The following is a 17851-nucleotide window of genomic DNA, read 5'->3' on the forward strand; positions in this document are numbered from 1 at the left end:
TTTTTTCATAAGAATTACTAAAATCTGAGCATGAAATCACCGATAAAGTAGCTAGGAAGGTGAGCGTATACATGGATGCTGAGAGAAGAAAAGTGATAGTAAGAGAAATCGATCATTGGCGCCGGAGCAAATTGCTGCCCGAGCATTATTGCGATTTTCTAATGAATTTGTATGTGGATGATATGACACCTAAACCAGCTTCGCTACTGGGTGTTTCAGCAACGGCAGTAACAAACAGTAACTGGAAAATATGGATGGCTGCTTTGGCGGTTATTGCCGCTCTTGCCTTATCTGCTCTTAATTTTAACTCTTTTGGATTGCCAATGCAAATTGGTATTTCCTCGATTTTTGTCATCGTTTGTTATGCCGTAGCATATAGACAATTTAGTCGAACACCTGTCGTTACGTACGTCTTGTGCGGCTTAGCTTCGGTTGCGATGCTGCTTTTAGGCTTGCACATGATGAATTTATCGGGTATTCATGCCTCAACCTCGTATATAGGATATTTAGCGTTTTGTAGTTGTATATGGTTACTTAATGGTTTGATTGGACGAATGGCTATTTTCCAAATCTGTGGATGGTTAGGTCTAGTAGGGACTTATAGTTGGTTATTAGTACAAAAATTAGATCAACCTTCCTGGATTTCACTTGAATTAAGCTGGGTTCCTGTGAGTGTTGTCCTCATTTGGATGGCATGGCTTGCACATCACACGAATAAACAAGCGGCTAGCGTGCTCATGCTAGTAGGAGGCCTGGTTTGGTTTATTCCTGAGACCATGACCTTTCTTATTGATGTCGATATGAGCTCGCGACTTATTCAAATTTCGTTTACAGCTAAATTAGTTTCAGTAGGCGCGGCATTATTTTTGCTGCGAAAAAAATGGGTAGAGTGGGTAATGTAGCAGATGGTTAAATTATCGAAAAGACTTCAAATGATTGCTGACCGTGTACCAGTAGGTTCTCGAGTAGCAGATATAGGCTCCGACCATGCTTTGCTGCCGACGTATTTGGCACAGCAGGGTATCCTAGTGGCTGCAGTGGCTGGAGAAGTAAATCCAGGCCCTTTCGAAGCGGCGCAAAGGCAAGTGCTCGAAAGCGGTCTATCTAAAATCATTCAAGTAAGATCCGGAGATGGTCTTGCCGTTATCGAGCCCGGAGAAGTTAATGTCATCACGATTGCTGGCATGGGCGGCAGCTTGATGGCGAGCATTTTGGAGGCTGGAAAATCAAAGCTTCCTGGCGTTCAGCATTTGATTTTGCAGCCGAATGTCGGTGAGGATCATGTGCGGCGTTGGTTGCTCGCTAATGGTTGGAAATTGGAATCCGAAGCTATTCTCGAGGAAGATGGCAAGATTTACGAGATTTTAACTGCGGTTATTGCTGACAAAGAAGAGTATGCGGCTTTAGAAGCGCTTTATGAGGCGCGTACGCTTCCAGGCGGTTTTACAGTGTCGAAGGAACGTTTGCAACAGATGGGACCTTTTTTGATGCAGGAAGCACCTGAGGTTTGGTTTGTGAAATGGGAAAGCGAGCTGAAAAAGCTTGCGATGATCGTTAATCAACTAAAGCTATCAACGGCTGAAGCTTCCATAGCGAAAGTGGAGCAGGTTAGCCAAGAAATGCATGAAATAAAGGAGGTACTGGCGTGCTTGCAAAAGGTCAAACCGTAATCCAGCTTTTTGAACAGCTGGCTCCTAAGCATTATGCGATGGCTGATGATAAAATTGGCTTGCAGCTCGGTACACTCCAGAAAGAAATTACGAAGGTGCTTGTTGCTCTTGATGTGACGGACGCCGTTGTGGACGAAGCAATCGAAGTTGGTGCCAACCTAATTATTGCGCATCATGCGATTATTTTCAGACCGCTAGCTCATCTGCAGACAGAGTCGCCAGCAGGGCGTCTATATGAAAAATTAATAAAAAATGACATCGCTGTGTACATTGCTCATACGAATCTAGATGTGGCAGAAGGCGGCGTAAATGATCTGTTGTCGGAGCAGCTTGGCTTAACAGATATGACACACCTTGAAGATGTGCATACGGAGAAGCTTCAGAAGCTCGTAGTCTTCGTACCAGAGACGCATCATCAAGCGGTGCTGGATGCCCTGTTTAAAGCCGGAGCAGGCGGCATCGGGCAGTACAGCTCTTGCAGCTTCAACATCCCCGGGACGGGGACGTTCCTGCCGAAGGAAGGGGCGACTCCGTTTATCGGGGCAGTCGGTAAGTTGGAGCGCGTACAAGAGGTACGAGTGGAAACGATCGTAACCGCCAGCGTGCAGCGTAAGGCGGTTACAGCGATGTTGAAGGCCCACCCCTACGAGGAGGTGGCCTATGACCTCTACCCGATGGACCTCAAGGGTAGAGTGTTCGGTTTGGGCCGCGTGGGCAAGCTGCCCGCGGCTATGACGCTTCGCGAGCTAACGGAGCACGCGAAGGCTGTGTTCGACGTGCCGACGGTGCGCGTCGTCGGCGATCTCTCACGGCCCATCCGCAAGGTGGCCGTGCTGGGGGGCTCTGGCGGCCGCTACATGCGGCACGCCATGTTTGCTGGCGCCGATGTGCTCGTCACCGGCGACATTGACTACCACACCGCGCACGATGCGCTCGCGGCGGGGTTGGCTCTTCTCGACGTTGGGCACAACGTCGAGAAGGTCATGAAGCGCGGCGTAGCAGATTATTTAGCCGCGCAGCTCGCGAAGACGGATACGCAGGTCATCCCGTCCGCAATTCATACAGAACCATTCCAATTTGTGTAGGTATGTTGTAATTCGAAGGCATTCCTAGTATACTAGCCTATGCAAAGGGAAGTTTGACAGACAATCGCTGGCTATGGGTAAGCCATAGCGAGAGGAAAGTCCGGGCTCCATAAGGCAGGGTGCTGGATAACGTCCAGTCAACGCGAGTTGAAGGATAGGGCCACAGAAATGGACCGCCGATGGCTTGAAATATAGCACAGGCAAGGGTGGAACCGTGGTGTAAGAGACCACGAGGTTCTATGGTGACATAGATCCTGGTAAACCCCACTTGGAGCAAGACCTAGTGGAACGCAAGCTGCTTTCGAGGCAGCAGTCTTCGCCTGAGACGCGTTCGGGTTGGTCGCTTGAGCTGTGCAGCAATGCACGGCCTAGATAGATGATTGTCGCTTCAATAGTGGCAGGGGAGCAGACGCCCATTATGACCACTGGAAGTACAGAACCCGGCTTACGGCAAACTTTCCATACTGTCGGTTACCCGCATGGCTTCGGCTATGCGGGTATTTCATTTGTACAATTATTTTGTAGAATCCCATACATCCACGAGGCAAAAATGCAAAAGAGCATCCTTTTCAGGGGGAAATCTCTTCTTCGTTTTAAATAAATGCAAAAAGGCATCTTTTTGGCTCGAAATTGTTTAAACAGAGCTGAAAATACAGCAATTGATGCCTATTTGCATCAACTTTAGCTAAAATCGATTTTTCGATAGAAAAACGTGCTATATTGCATTTCTCAGATGGAGAAGTATGGACAGTAAAAGAGCTGTGCGCCTCAAAAAGCGAAAATCCGCCCCAGCCACAGGCTGGAGCGGATTTTATTAGAATTTAGTCCTTGTAGTACGACGTAACCGTTTATTTTACCTCTCCAACCCCAAACTACCCGCATACTTCTTCGGTACCAAATGCAGCTGACGCGCTAACTCCTGTGGCCAATAAGATAGAGGAGACGTATCTTGCTTCGCCATCTCGATCGCTTTGACGACATCGATCAACCCATAGCCAAAGTACTTGTCATGACCTTTGTCGCCTAGATCTTGGGCAGATTGACGCATAATTTCATAGACGTCCGTATTTTTCAAATTAGGGTTAGCGGATCGAATCAATGCCGCTAAGGCTGTGACATGCGGACTTGCCATCGAAGTGCCGGACAAGGCAGCATATTGGTTATTCGGGTACGTACTGGCAATTGTGACACCAGGTGCAGTGACATCAATATAGTCGCCGTAATTCGAGAATGGCGCTTTCTCGTTATGCGAGTCACTGGCAGCTACTGCAAATACTTCTGGATAAGCCGCTGGAAATCCGGGCTGCTCCGTATTATCGTTCCCGCTTGCCGCGATAAGCGCGACGTCTTTATCATAGGCATACTGAATAGCATCATGGAGAAAACCTGAATCGGCATAATTACCGAGACTTAGGTTCATCACTTTTGCCCCGTGGTCTGTTGCCCAAATAATTCCCTGAGCAACGGAATAGGTGCTGCCCGCACCGGTCTGATCCAACACTTTAACAGGAAGTACTTTATTAAACCAAGTCATCCCCGCTACGCCTAGATTATTGTTCACAAGGGCTGAAATGACGCCTGTAACATGTGTACCATGCCCAACATCATCTTGGGGATTCTCATTGCCGCTAATGACATTGTAGCCAGGTAACAGCTGACCTTGTAAATCAGGATGCTTCAAATCCACGCCCGTATCTACAACTGCTACAATCACATCTTTAGCTCCGCGGTTTAATTGCCAGCCTTGGACCGTTTCAATTAGCGGCAAATTCCACTGGTATCTTTGATATAAATTGTCATTAGGCATAAAATTCGCAGTAACTGGCGTTTGATCAGTGTTTGAATTGGTGCTAGACGGGTTTGAATCCTCACGCTCTTGATCATCATAGTAATCATTTGTCATATATAGGAAATGGGGTTCAACGTAAGCGACATTCCATTTGCCGAAATAGGCGATTAGTGCTTTGGCATCCATACCTTCCACACGGAAAACATACGTATACCCTAGCTTTTGAGCTGAAATCGCTTTGATCTCAGACTTGATCTGACCCAGCTGAGCTTCGGTTGGATCTGTTTTGAAGCGGACGACAACTTCATTTTGCTGATAATGGCTTGTGCCTTGATTGTCTTCAGGATGATCCACGATTTTTTCTTTTAGTGTATTGGTCTCGACAGCTTTAACTTTCCAACGATTTTCGTTTGGATAAGGTTCAAGTCTCAAATTTTTCATCTGGTGATCCGTCACTTGCGCAAGAACATCTTGATGGATAACGCCGACTAGTGAATCGTCTCCATTCGTTGAGGGGGTACCCTGGATGAAATATACCTGACGTCCAGCCCCAAATTTAGGTGATTGATAATGCTTACCCCCGTCGGCAGCAGCTTTCGCTTCTTTCAAGTAAGCCGCCGCTTGGTCTTTGTAAGAGGAGGGGAGGTCTCCTGATTTGATGCCTTGCTCCCAAGATTGACCGCGCTTGGACCAAACGAGCATCTCCATTTTCTCGTGGTGAGCTCTCATATTAGTAAGCACATTCGTTACCGGCTCTCCGCCTTGAATTTGACCTAGCATGGTCTTATAATCGAGGGCGCATTGATCTCTGCATAGTTCATCTGTAAGCTTTACATCCTGCTCTAACAAGGACAGTTTAGAGGTTGTTTCATATTTGGCACTATAGACCTCGGGTCCAGGTTTTGTGCGATGGTGATTGGGCAGATGAGGAAAGAGAACAATCCCTAATCCTAATGCTAGGGTGATGGTAGTGAGGTAACGCCACATGATCAAGCCCTCCTTTTTTCATAGGGTTAGGCGAGCGGGAATGTTTTATGCATACCATCTGGTGTTTTACATATACCACTTCGGGAACATTTATGGTAGGATAGAAGTAGCGCAATTATAGGAGGTCTTCTTACATGGCTGTTTTTAATGTGAAAAATATTTGTGACTCAACGCGTACTAAGCTCAAAGAAACGACGGCCAAAATGGAACTGTTTCTTAATCAACATTCGCTCTCACAGTTAAATGTGGAAAATGATCCGGCAATGGATGAATTTTACCGCGGGTACCTGCAAGACACTCGTCATCTTCTAGTGTTTTGTGAAGTGGCTTATGAGAAACTGGGCGTTAGCTTGAGACGTCCTACTTTTAATGTTGATTTTTCGGAAAAAGTGCTCTATGAGGTATATCATACATGTGTTAATACCTTCTTCTATCCTAAGAATGAGTGCTATTCCGAAGACGGTCGCTACGCTTACACAGGACAAGATGCTATTCGTTTCCGCAAAAAGCCTTCACGTGAAGTGCGTGACTTAACAATTGAATTGTCAAAAGTATTTGAAGAAATTAGAGAAGATCTTGCTTATTACGAAACAGATTACATCACTCAACGCCGTATGCAAGGTGAAAAAGTTTAATAGTAATTAAAAACAAAGGGATGCGACCAAACGCATCCCTTTTTCCATAAAAAGGAGGAGAATATGAATGGAGCTGCAACAACTAGTCAACATCAGTAAGCAAATAATTAAGCTGAATCAACATCCTAGCGGGGGTTATGTAGCTTCTCCTCTTTTTTCGCCATATTCCTATAGTTGGCTGCGTGATGGGACGTTTATTGCGAATGCGATGGATCGCGTGGGGGAAATAGGGAGTGCTGAACAATTTTACCGTTGGGTACATCGCGTATTGAAAGGCAAGCGTCCGCGGCTCACAGAGCTGCTTCGAAAACATGAGAATAGAGAATGGATTGATCGTTCCGAGTTTTTTGGCACGCGGTATCATTTGGATGGGCGAGACGACAATTCAGAGTGGGGTCATTTTCAGCTGGATGGTTACGGGGCTTGGTTATGGGGGCTTGTGGAACATATTAGGCTGACTGGAAATAAAGCGCTCTTGGAAGAGTTTAGAGAGAGTATTGAGATGACCGTGGACTATGTGATGGCTTTCTGGCACTATCCGAATTTTGATTGCTGGGAAGAGTTTCCAGATTTTGTTCATCCAGCAACATTAGCCTGTTTATACGGGGGACTTAAAGCGCTTGGTGAGCTAGAATCACGGCATGAGCTCATTGAAAAAGCAGAACTTATTCATCATTTTATACATACCCATGCTGTTCATGAAGGACGGTTTGTGAAATCCATTCATTGCGTGAATGAAATTTGGCAGCCTGCGCTCAGCGGCGTTGATGCCAGCTTGCTATGGCTCGCTTTACCATTTGGCGTAGTTGAGCCTAGTGATCCGATCATGCTCCAAACCGTACAAGCTATCGAGGCTGATCTTAAACATGAAGGAATACAACGCTACATAGAAGATCGTTACTATGGCGGCGGTGAATGGCTTCTGTTGACATCTTGGTATGGATGGCTTCAGTTCGAACTGGGGAATAGGGATGAGGCGCAGCGTTGTTTAGAATGGATTGCGAGCAAGGCTGATGCGCTTGGAAGGTTCCCGGAGCAAGTCGCTGACAACCTCCGCGAGCCATCTGTGCATGCCGAATGGATTGCCAAACATGGGGATCCTGCCCTTCCGCTGTTGTGGTCACATGCGATGTTCTTGGTCTTATCTGACAGACTCCAAAAAGGATAGATCACTCCTAACACGGGCAAATTGTTACTGGGGGTGATGATGATGCCAGCAGTCAAATGCGCAGTATCCAATTGTGAGTTTTGGACACAGGGAAACAACTGTCATGCAGACACGATCATGATTGAAATTGATCAGCACGCGAATGCCAGCTACAATGAAGAATTTGCTTCAGAGGAATCGTTTGATACCACTCATCATGATAGTGCAACGAAAGCAGCAAATACGTGTTGCCACACGTTTAAAGCTGCGACCAAACATTAGGTATGTGTAACGCGGAGGCAGCATGAATAAAGAGGAACGATCTTTAGACAATGCCACCAAGGAGAGATATCAGAAGAGTCAGCTTCGCATCGAAAGCGGACTTCATGCTGGGGAAGAATATGCAGCAGAGATTGCTGTACCTCAGGCTAGGATAAATCGCGGAAATGAGTCGACCTCGACCGTTTCTGATGAGGATGTCGCTGAGCTTGTAGAAGCCGTTACTCGCAATAAAGCAGTGGGATATGTCGCACTGTTCGTTGCGTTGGCATCCCTTTTTGTCTGGCCTGTATTACTTGGGATTTCGGGCATTATTCTAGGTGTTATTGCTTTTGTAATGGGTAATAAGAGCATAGGCTCTTGGTCCGTTGCATTAGGATTTATTGCCGTATCTGCCTATTTTTTATTGGTTCCTTATTTTTCTTAAATCTTTAACAGGCAAGCCGAGAAATCGGCTTGTTTTTTATTTTTTCTGAAAAAAACGTGAAAAAGAGCCCAAGAAAGCTATTATTCATGTGTAATAGCGCAATTAAGGCTCATTTTAATGTGTTTACGCCCATTTGCTCGTACTATTTGGCTTCAAGTGTCATATTCGCACCTTTGAATGATTACAGTATTATTATATAATGAGTAGTGATATTTTAAAAAAATTAAAATCGAAAATTAAGGGAGGTGTACCTACTCTCCTGGGTGCGGCTTTTGCACTTGTTAGGGGATAGGTAAGGTATTGGAAGATCCTTTGCCCGAAACGTTAATCAGTTTTCTGTTAATGTTTGGACTAGTGTTGTTAAACGGTTTTTTTGTCGCAGCAGAATTTGCCATGGTGAAAGTACGAGGAAGTCGAATTGAATCGCTTGTCGGTGAAGGTCGCCGAAACGCGAAGTTTGCACAAGGGATCATGAATAATCTCGATGCTTACTTGGGAGCTTGTCAATTAGGAATTACGCTTACCTCATTAGGACTAGGTTATGTAGGTGAACCGACGTTTGCCAGAATTTTAGAACCTTTATTCGCTCCACTAGGATTGCCAGACAGTGTTTTTCACACGATCACATTTATTATTGCTTTTTCTTTAATGACTACTCTTCATATTACATTAGGTGAACAATTTCCTAAGACGTATGCGATTCGTAAAGCAGAACAAGTCACCTTGTTATCTGCAGGGCCCATGGTATTATTCTATAAAATGATGTATCCGTTCATTTGGATATTAAATGGGATTTCTAACTGGATGCTTCGCCGCGCTGGGATTGAGCCTACAACGGAGCACGAATCTGCACATACGGAGGACGAAATTCGAGTCCTGATGCAGGAAAGTCACAAAAACGGACTAATTGATAATACAGAGCTCACGCTTGTTGATAATATATTCGGATTCGCAGAGACGACAGCACGTGAAATTATGATTCCGCGTACGGAAATGGAATGCTTATATGCAGGACTTTCCTATGCTGAGAATTTAGCTATCGCCATCAAAGAGATGCGAACGAGATACCCGGTGTGTGATCCTGATAAGGATAACATCATTGGATTCGTTCACATCAAAGATTTATTGAAGCCAGACGCTAACCTGAAAGGTATTAAGAAAATCATTCGTCCCATCACGACGGTGCCGGATTCCATTCATATTAGTGATCTTCTTAAAATGATGCAAAAACGCAAGAGCCAAATGGCTTTGCTTATTGATGAATACGGTGGTACTTCAGGTTTAGTAACGCTGGAAGACATTATGGAGGAGATCGTTGGCGAAATCCAAGACGAGTTTGACGAGGAGCGCCCAACGATTGAAATGAAGGACGAAAATACGTTCTCGATTGATGGTTTGCTGTTAATTGACGAAGTAAACGAGTACTTCGGGCTTGAGATCGAATCGGATGATTATGATACGATCGGAGGGTGGATTTATTCCCAAACCGAAATTCCCCCTAGCCGCAATCAACAAGTAAGCTATAATGATGAGTTTAAGTTCATCGTTGAAGAAACCGATCATTTGCGGATTTCACGAGTCACAGTGAGACGATTATTGAATGATAATGAAATGCTGCAGCAGAATATTTCTTGAAAGGCAAGAGGGACAGTCTAACGGCTGTCTTTTTTCTTTTTCCACAAAAAGTATGGTCGTCAGGGCTCAAACCGTGTACAATAAATACATTGAACAAAGATGATAAAGCGAGGTCTGGGCGATGAACAGCATCACGAATGCAAATACGAACGGAATAGACCCAAGAGTGTTGAAGGAGCTGCTTCAGCTTCAGACGTTGAGCAAATTAAGTCTTTTCTCGAATGACGCTTCCGCCGGGGCTTCTGATGACTCAAGTGACTTTAGTGAACTTCTAAACTCACTTATGGGACAAGGTGTAAGTACGGAGAGCGTGACGGACACGCTGGACATGTCAACATTACAACAATCCTTAAGCAACCTACCAAGCGCATTAGGCGCTTTGAATAAATCCTATACACCACTGCAGTCGATCTCTAACGCAACACCCACTGGAATACAGTTTGAAGGGCTGATTGGGCAAGCAAGCCGGAAATACGGCGTGGACGCTTCCTTGGTGAAAGCTGTTATCCAGCAAGAATCATCCTTTAACCATCAGGCAGTGTCTTCAGCTGGTGCTAAAGGGTTAATGCAGCTTATGGATGGGACTAGCAGCGGCTATGGGGTAACAAACCCATTTGATCCAAAACAAAACATAGATGCAGGGACACAATTTTTGAGCGGCTTGCTTAAGAAATACAACGGAAACGAAGGGGTAGCCCTTGCAGCTTATAATGCTGGACCGGGTCGTGTTGATCGCTTAGGCATCAAGACGGATGAGGATCTGGCGAAAAGGCTTCAGTTCTTGCCGAAAGAGACACAGGCTTACGTTTCAAAAGTGCTCGGTCATCGTCAAAATTTTGCTCAATAATTCGTTTACCAATGGGCTGATTTTCGCATGTGTTATGCGGAGATCGGCTTTTCGCTTTGTAGCCAGCTTACTTGAGTTCTCGGCGGTTATAAGCTTTAATAGGAAAAGGGAATGGTTAAGAAGGGGAATCAGATCACCATGTTATATATGGATTACGCGGCTACGACGCCGCTTTATAATGAGGTTATAGACACAATAGCTGAGGTCATGAAATCTCACTATGGGAATCCGTCCTCTATACATCGATTAGGTGTAGAAGCGGAAAAGCTTTTACAGAGCGCGAAAGGCGTCATCGCTTCGGCTCTCGATGTTTTGCCTAGTGACATCATATGCACATCTGGCGGTACGGAAAGTAATAACTTAGCCATTAAAGGCGTAGCCTACGGCTATCAACAGCGTGGTAAGCATCTGATTACCACACAAATCGAACATGCATCTGTTAAAGAAGTATTCGCTGGACTAGAGCTGGAAGGCTTTCGAGTTACATATTTACCTGTTACACAATCGGGCAGTGTAAGGTTAGAGGATCTTCAAGCTGCGATATGTGAAGATACGATCCTTGTAAGCATCATGTATGTAAATAATGAAGTAGGTACCATTCAGCCAATTAAAGAAATTGGCGAATACCTAGCCGGATATCCTAAAATATTTTTTCATGTGGACGCTGTCCAAGGACTTGCTAAACTGCCAATGCTGCCAAAGTCATGGGGAATCGATCTATGCAGCGCTTCTGCTCATAAATTCAGAGGGCCCAAAGGGGTCGGCTTCCTTTATAGAAGAGCTGGCATTCAGCTTAAACCTTTGCTTGCTGGAGGCGGTCAAGAAGCCGGCGTCCGATCAGGGACAGAGAACGTCCCTTTAATCGTCGGCATGGCGAAAGCACTGCGCAAGAGTATGGATAATCAAGCTGCGAAAATGGCACATAAATATGCGCTTAGAAAGCAATTGCTGGCTGGTATCGCGGAGATACCTGAATTGATGATGACAGGCTCTGAGGCGGCGGAGTTGATGGCACCACATATCGTGCATTTCGCTTTTGCAGGAATGAAAGCAGAGGTCGTCGTGCATGCACTGGAACAAAAGGGGATCTACATCTCCACAAGATCAGCTTGTACGTCCGGGGAGTCAGAGCCGAGTGAGGTAATGCTGGCTATGGGGTGTTCGCGAGATTTGGCCGTCAGCGGCCTAAGAGTGAGCTTTGGTGATGAGCATAAAGAACAAGAAATCGAGCAGTTTTTACGGAAATTACAAGAGGTGGTCAAGGAGCTTGCTCCCATGAGAAACCCATCTGTCATTCAAAGGGGGAAGCGAAAATGAAACCGGATTGTTTAATTTTGCGATTTGGCGAAATGATGCTAAAAGGTAAAAATCGAAAGCGCTTTGAGCAAAGTGTTATGGTACAAATTCGTAAAGTTTTAAGTTCTTTTCCTGATGTCAGGTATATTCCGGAATTTGGACGCGTATATGTGGAGCTAGGGGGTGCCGATTATGAACAGGCCTCTGCTGCTTTGCAGCGAGTATTTGGGCTTGCCTCTTTCAGCCCTGCCTATCATGCGCCGTTAGAGCTGGAGTCGATTCAAGAAACGGCGCTGCGCGTGATGCAGTCGCTTCCGAAACAACCGGCGACCTTTAAGGTTACTGTTCGCAGGGTCAATAAAGCATTTCCGCATGACTCTCAGCAGATGAATTATTTGGTTGGGGGCTATGTGCTTCAAGCTATTCCTGGGTTGCAAGTCGATGTTCGAAAGCCTGAGGTTGAGCTGCGTGTAGAAATTCGGGAGGAGCAAGTGCTTCTGTATGTCGAGGTTTTTGCAGGTGCTGGCGGATTTCCCTCTGGAACGAGCGGTAAAGCGCTGCTGATGCTCTCAGGCGGCATTGATAGTCCTGTTGCAGGCTGGTTAGCGATGCGGAAAGGATTAACGATGGAGGCGATTCATTTTCATAGTTACCCTTATACCAGTGAACGTGCGAAGGATAAAGTGATGGAGCTTGCTCATCAGTTGGCTGGCTACACCGACTCTTTAAAGCTTCATATGGTGTCCTTCACGGAGGTTCAAACCTCTATTCACCGTGAGTACAAGGACAATTTGCTCGTCACGCTCATTCGAAGAGCGATGTATCGAATTGCTGAGCGGATCGCAGAACGGGAAGGTCTTGCAGCCCTAGTAACAGGCGAGAGCTTAGGGCAAGTTGCCAGTCAAACGCTCCCTAGTCTTCATGCCATCGGGCGAGTGGTTACTTTACCGCTTTTACAACCGTTGATGATGATGGACAAGCAAGAGATTATTGGTATTGCCGAATCGATAGGAACATTTCCTATCTCGATCTTACCCTATGAGGATTGCTGTTCGTTATTCCTCCCGCCATCCCCAAGTACGAATCCTAACTTGCAATTGGTGGAGAAGCTGGAAGGCAGCATGACATTTCTGAACGAGCTTATTGAAAAAGCGGTCTTAGAAACAGAAACTATTGAAATCGTACATGGACAAATGAAACAGGAATCTAACGCCCATTTATTCTAACTCCACGCTGCCGCAGTGATCGCAACCTTTCCATTCACTTGCTCTCCATGTTCGCCAGGAGGTCGTGAAGCATGGTTGATGCGCTCTTTTTATTTCTGCAAATTATGTTGATTAATATTGTGCTGAGCGGTGATAATGCGGTTGTAATCGCACTAGCTAGCAAAAATCTCCCCCTAGAGCAGCGGAAGCTGGCCATCTGGTGGGGGGCGTTTGGGGCGATTGCACTGCGTTTAATTCTAACGCTCGTTGCAGTGAGCTTGCTCACGATTCCTTTTATTCAAGCAGGCGGCTCGATCTTACTGTTGTGGATTGCCATCAAGCTGCTTACGGACGAAGACGGTCACTCCAATATTAAGGAAGCCGCCACGCTAGGTAAAGCGATATGGACGATTATCGTCGCTGATTTCGTTATGAGCTTGGACAATGTCTTGGCGATAGCGGCCAAAGGGAACGGAAATAATACAGTCATTATTTTGGGGATCGGGCTGAGTATTCCTATCATTATTTGGGGAAGCACACTTGTGATGAATTTATTGCAGAAGTATCCGATTCTAGTTTATATTGGCGCGGGAATTCTTGGCTATACAGCTGGGGAAATGTTTGTTAAAGATGAAAAGATGATCGATTGGTTGCTGCATGATTATGAATTTTTGCACGTTTGGATTCCTGTCATAACCACTGGTGTCGTAATTGCAACAGGCGGCATTGCCAAATGGGTGCGATTATTTTCATTAAAGACACGGAATGAATGACCAATAGCACGCTGACGTTGAGTCAGTGTGCTGTTTTTTTTGCAAACGTGAGTGCCCAGAAGGACCAACCGTAAATCAGCAGGAAGATGATGATCAAGGTCGTTGAGTACCGGTACATGATGGCGTAGCTGCCATTCCAGTTGGCGATTGCGCCTAGCACCATGGCTCCTAATCCAATGCCAAGGTCATTGGCCGAGAAGAAGGTGCCATTGGCCGCGCCGCGTCGCTCAGGGGAGGAACGAGCAATCGTCCATGCCTGAAGGGCAGGTTGTATGGAGCCGAAGCCTACGCCATAGCACAGCGCGGCAATGGCTAAGCTAAGGTTGGAATGCGCATAGGAGAGCAGCCAGAGCCCTGCGATCGTGAAGAACGCGCCTGGGAGAAGAACCCACTCGGGACCTTTGCGATCAAAGAGCACCCCGGTAATGGGGCGAACAAGCAGAACCATGCTGGCGTTACATAGAAAAAACAAGCCAACATTGGGAATACCAGCTTCGACGCCGTATAAGGTAATAAAGGTCACGATGCCTCCGTAACAGATTGCGGTGCATAGTAAAAGCGTCGATGGAAGAAGGGCAGAACGTTCCCATAAACGGTCCACAAATCGAAGCTTTTGTGCTGGTTTAATAGGTGGAATTGGCTTTGGATAGGAAATAAACACAGAGCTAAACAGAGATAATATCGCAAGTATCGTTGATATCAAAAGTACATAAGAGAAGCCAAACGCTTGCATGACCCAAAGTCCAGTGAGCGGCCCTACAGCCATTGCGAATGTATTTGATAATCCGTAGTACCCCATTCCCTCTCCGCGGCGCTCAGGCGGGATAATATCAGCGATGACAGTGCCGAGAGAGGTCGTTGATAATCCCCAACCAATGCCATGAACGAAGCGCGCGGCCAAAATAAGCGTAACTGCGGCAATATAGGAGTAGCCGGCAATCGTAAATGCGCATATGGCTAAGCCGACAATGAGGACATGTTTCCTGCCAAGTGAGTCTAAGGCTCTGCCAGCGAAGGGGCGCGTTAAGAGCGAAGAGATGGTGAATATCCCAATGACGAGTCCAACTTGTACATTGTCTCCGCCTAATTGAGATAAATGTGTTGGAATCGTGGGAATGAGCATTTGAAAGCTGAAAAACAGAAGTAAATTTGCCAGAGATGTAATTAAAAAAGCTTTGGTCCATAGCGGTTTTCGGTGTTGCTTACTATTTGTTAATGTTTGTTCCATAAGACCTCCCCATTAGAACAACAGAAGGCCAAATGCCAAGGCAAAAGGTTCTGCGCGTGCTATAGTATACCCCGACAACTGGAATTGAACGCAAGCCGGGAATCACGATAAACACCTAGCAATTTCCTCACATGTGAGATAAAATATTTGTTGAAGGGTGTCGATTTTACATAGATTTACGCCCGTACAACTATGAGCATATTAGGAGGGATTCGTATCGCTAGAAATAGCTACTCCATTGGTATTGTATTTATCGGCTTGGCAGTTGTTTTACTGCTAGGTAAATTAGGGGTTTTCCAGCTCATTCTATCCTTTTTTTGGCCGCTTCTATTACTAGTGCCTGGATTGCTCTTACACATGCTGTATTTCAATCGCAGATTACCGGCTGGTGTGCTTGTCCCTGGCGGGATATTGACTACTTATGCCCTCATGTTTTTCTTTTGCAACGTATTCGGCTGGGGTTCGATGAGCTATATTTGGCCAGGTTTCATTTTAGGAATAGCGATAGGTTTATACGAGCTTCATTTGTTTGAACGGGGGAGTGATCGCAGCATTTGGATCGCTTCCATCGTGTTGGGAACCATTTCAGCGGCGCTATTTGGGTTAACGATTCTATTTAAATTAGGGATTTATGTAATCGCTTTGATCCTTGTGGTTGTTGGACTTTCCATGATTTTCCGTAAACGAAGATTGTGGTGAACTCGCCTCTTACTTGCCTCTTTCCAGTTAAAAGTTTTGTGAAGTGTGCCTTTTGTCTTGCATAATGTCGAGAAACTGCGTATACTAAGGGTAAATGTCAAGCGTCGGCGCTTATGTCCGACGCTTGTTTTATGAACAGAGACGAAAATTATAGGGTAGAGAGGGTTTGACATTCATGCACGCAAGAGACAAGATTCGCAATATTGCCATTATCGCTCACGTTGACCACGGTAAAACAACACTCGTAGATAAATTGCTTCAACAATCCGGAACATTCCGCGATAACGAAGCTATTCAAGAAAGAGCAATGGACTCCAATGATCTAGAGAGAGAACGCGGTATTACCATCCTTGCCAAAAATACGGCGATTAACTATAAAGACTACTTGATTAACATTGTAGATACACCAGGACATGCTGACTTCGGCGGCGAAGTTGAACGGATCATGAAAATGGTAGACGGCGTATTGTTGGTTGTTGATGCTTTCGAAGGTACAATGCCACAAACGAAATTCGTTCTACGTAAAGCACTTGAAAGCAATCTTTCTCCAGTTGTAGTTGTAAACAAAATTGACCGTCCGAACGCTCGTCCACAAGAAGTTGTTGACGAAGTTCTTGACTTGTTCATTGAGCTTGGCGCTACTGATGAGCAACTTGATTTCCACGTTGTATATGCTTCCGCATTGCAAGGTACATCAAGCCTTGATCCAGAGAAACAAGATGACAACATGGAAGCAATTTATGAAACAGTTGTACAACACATCCCAGCTCCTACAGAAGATGTTGAGCAACCATTGCAATTCCTTGTTACGTTGATGGATTACAATGAGTACTTGGGTCGTATCGGTGTTGGCCGTGTGAACCGTGGTAAAATTCGTCAAGGTCAAACAGTTGCTGTTATGACACGTGAAGGCGGACAAAAACAAGCTAGAATCGAAAAACTTTTCGGTTTCAGTGGTTTGAAGCGTATTGAGATTGAAGAAGCGGCTGCAGGGGACATCATTGCCATTGCAGGTATCAAAGATATTAATATTGGTGAAACGGTTGCTGATCCAGCGAACCCAGAAGCATTGCCGGTCTTGAAAATCGATGAGCCAACGCTTCAAATGACATTTATCGTTAACAACTCGCCATTCGCAGGTCGTGAAGGTAAATGGGTTACTTCCCGTAAAATCCGTGAGCGTCTATACAAAGAGCTTGAAACCGACGTTTCCCTACGCGTTGAAGATACAGACAGCCCGGATGCATTCGTTGTATCAGGCCGCGGGGAGCTTCACTTAGGAATTCTGATCGAAAACATGCGTCGTGAAGGCTTCGAATTGCAAGTTTCCAAACCAGAAGTTATCATTCGTCAGATCGACGGACAAAAAATGGAGCCGATTGAGCATTTGATCATCGACGTTCCAGAAGATAGCATGGGTTCCGTTATGGAGAGCTTAGGTTCACGTAAAGCAGAAATGGTCAACATGATTAACAACGGAAGCGGAAATGTTCGTCTTGAGTTCAAAATCCCAGCACGCGGTTTGATCGGTTACAGAACGAACTTCTTGACGTTAACACGCGGCTACGGAATTATGAACCATGCTTTCGATAGCTATGGTCCATACCAAGGAGCAGGCGTTGGCGGACGTCACGAAGGCGTACTGGTTTCCAGTGAATCCGGCGTATCTACACTTTACGGAATTCTATCTGTAGAAGATCGCGGTATTTTGTTCGTGCATCCTCAAACAGAAGTTTACGAAGGTATGGTTGTTGGTGAGCATACACGTGATAATGATATCATCGTTAACATCTGTAAAGAAAAAGCGGTTAACAACATCCGTTCCGCGAACAAAGAAGAAACAGTTAAAATGAAAACACCTCGCTCATACTCTTTGGAGCAAGCTCTTGAGTACTTGAATGATGATGAATACTGTGAAATCACGCCGAAATCGGTTCGTATCCGTAAAAAGATCTTGAACAAGAGCGAGCGCGAGCGTGCAGAGAAAAACCGCAAAATGGCGGAAGCTAACGCTTAATTCACAAAATGTTCGAAAAAAGGGAAATGTCGGCTATTCAGCCGCATTTCCCTTTATTTTATTGTTGAATTAAGGGATAATGAGGAATGACTTCCCTTTTAATGAAATTTGAATAAATTATTAATGAAATGG

General features: G+C 45.5%; 16 protein-coding genes and 1 other RNA gene. 15 read left to right on the forward strand and 2 right to left on the reverse strand.

From position 1 onward, the window contains the following. The first annotated feature begins 71 nt into the window (after positions 1-71). The 4 genes from AC58UX_RS17720 to rnpB all read left to right on the forward strand — a co-directional run bounded on the left by AC58UX_RS17720 (position 72) and on the right by rnpB (position 3218). Entirely contained in the window at positions 72-902 is an 831-nt protein-coding gene (locus AC58UX_RS17720; protein WP_497255047.1) for a hypothetical protein, read from the forward strand. Between the two features lie 3 nt (positions 903-905). After that, entirely contained in the window at positions 906-1670 is a 765-nt protein-coding gene (locus AC58UX_RS17725) for a tRNA (adenine(22)-N(1))-methyltransferase (RefSeq protein WP_497255049.1), read from the forward strand. Further along, positions 1646-2755 carry a Nif3-like dinuclear metal center hexameric protein gene (locus tag AC58UX_RS17730; RefSeq protein WP_497255051.1) on the forward strand — a complete coding sequence of 370 codons (1110 nt, stop codon included), beginning with the start codon at positions 1646-1648 and terminating at the stop codon, positions 2753-2755. The genes AC58UX_RS17725 and AC58UX_RS17730 overlap by 25 nt, the downstream gene beginning before the upstream one ends. A 48-nt stretch (positions 2756-2803) precedes the next feature. Then, positions 2804-3218, forward strand: an RNA gene (rnpB, locus tag AC58UX_RS17735) — RNase P RNA component class A. 390 nt (positions 3219-3608) lie between these two features. Here the strand turns inward: rnpB and AC58UX_RS17740 are convergent. Further along, positions 3609-5531 carry a S8 family peptidase gene (locus tag AC58UX_RS17740; protein ID WP_497255053.1) on the reverse strand — a complete coding sequence of 641 codons (1923 nt, stop codon included), beginning with the start codon at positions 5529-5531 and terminating at the stop codon, positions 3609-3611. 134 nt (positions 5532-5665) lie between these two features. On the opposite strand from AC58UX_RS17740, the gene AC58UX_RS17745 reads away from it, so the two are divergent. From AC58UX_RS17745 to AC58UX_RS17785, 9 genes are all read left to right on the forward strand, one after another. After that, the gene (locus AC58UX_RS17745) at positions 5666-6166 is read left to right on the forward strand and encodes a YpuI family protein (protein WP_497255055.1); all 501 of its coding nucleotides are present in this window, start codon (positions 5666-5668) and stop codon (positions 6164-6166) included. A 67-nt stretch (positions 6167-6233) separates the two neighbouring features. Next, positions 6234-7334, forward strand: a complete 1101-nt coding sequence (locus AC58UX_RS17750) for a glycoside hydrolase family 15 protein (protein ID WP_497255057.1) — start codon at positions 6234-6236, stop codon at positions 7332-7334. Between the two features lie 42 nt (positions 7335-7376). Then, entirely contained in the window at positions 7377-7595 is a 219-nt protein-coding gene (locus AC58UX_RS17755) for a DUF1540 domain-containing protein (protein WP_497255059.1), read from the forward strand. A 22-nt stretch (positions 7596-7617) separates the two neighbouring features. Further along, positions 7618-8019, forward strand: a complete 402-nt coding sequence (locus AC58UX_RS17760) for a hypothetical protein (protein WP_497255061.1) — start codon at positions 7618-7620, stop codon at positions 8017-8019. 342 nt (positions 8020-8361) lie between these two features. Next, positions 8362-9654 (forward strand): hemolysin family protein, encoded by a 1293-nt coding sequence (locus AC58UX_RS17765; protein WP_497255934.1) that lies wholly within the window; start codon positions 8362-8364, stop codon positions 9652-9654. 121 nt (positions 9655-9775) lie between these two features. Next, positions 9776-10501, forward strand: coding sequence for a lytic transglycosylase domain-containing protein (locus AC58UX_RS17770; protein WP_497255063.1), 726 nt, complete (start codon positions 9776-9778; stop codon positions 10499-10501). A gap of 138 nt (positions 10502-10639) precedes the next feature. After that, positions 10640-11818, forward strand: a complete 1179-nt coding sequence (locus AC58UX_RS17775) for a cysteine desulfurase family protein (protein ID WP_497255065.1) — start codon at positions 10640-10642, stop codon at positions 11816-11818. Next, the gene (gene thiI, locus AC58UX_RS17780) at positions 11815-13023 is read left to right on the forward strand and encodes a tRNA uracil 4-sulfurtransferase ThiI (protein ID WP_497255067.1); all 1209 of its coding nucleotides are present in this window, start codon (positions 11815-11817) and stop codon (positions 13021-13023) included. Before AC58UX_RS17775 ends, thiI begins: the two co-directional genes overlap by 4 nt. 71 nt (positions 13024-13094) lie before the next feature. Next, positions 13095-13775 (forward strand): TerC family protein, encoded by a 681-nt coding sequence (locus AC58UX_RS17785; protein ID WP_497255069.1) that lies wholly within the window; start codon positions 13095-13097, stop codon positions 13773-13775. A 22-nt stretch (positions 13776-13797) separates the two neighbouring features. Here the strand turns inward: AC58UX_RS17785 and AC58UX_RS17790 are convergent, their stop codons facing one another. Then, positions 13798-15003 carry an MFS transporter gene (locus AC58UX_RS17790; RefSeq protein WP_497255071.1) on the reverse strand — a complete coding sequence of 402 codons (1206 nt, stop codon included), beginning with the start codon at positions 15001-15003 and terminating at the stop codon, positions 13798-13800. Between the two features lie 192 nt (positions 15004-15195). Here AC58UX_RS17790 and AC58UX_RS17795 point away from each other — a divergent pair, with 192 nt between their 5' ends. Together AC58UX_RS17795 and typA are read left to right on the forward strand one after the other, a co-directional pair. Then, entirely contained in the window at positions 15196-15702 is a 507-nt protein-coding gene (locus AC58UX_RS17795; RefSeq protein ID WP_497255073.1) for a LiaF transmembrane domain-containing protein, read from the forward strand. A 175-nt stretch (positions 15703-15877) separates the two neighbouring features. Further along, positions 15878-17719: a translational GTPase TypA gene (gene typA / locus AC58UX_RS17800; protein WP_497255075.1), complete on the forward strand. Its 1842-nt coding sequence runs from the start codon at positions 15878-15880 to the stop codon at positions 17717-17719. Positions 17720-17851: the final 132 nt, after the last annotated feature.

The sequence above is a fragment of the Paenibacillus sp. J22P90 genome (assembly GCF_059692195.1).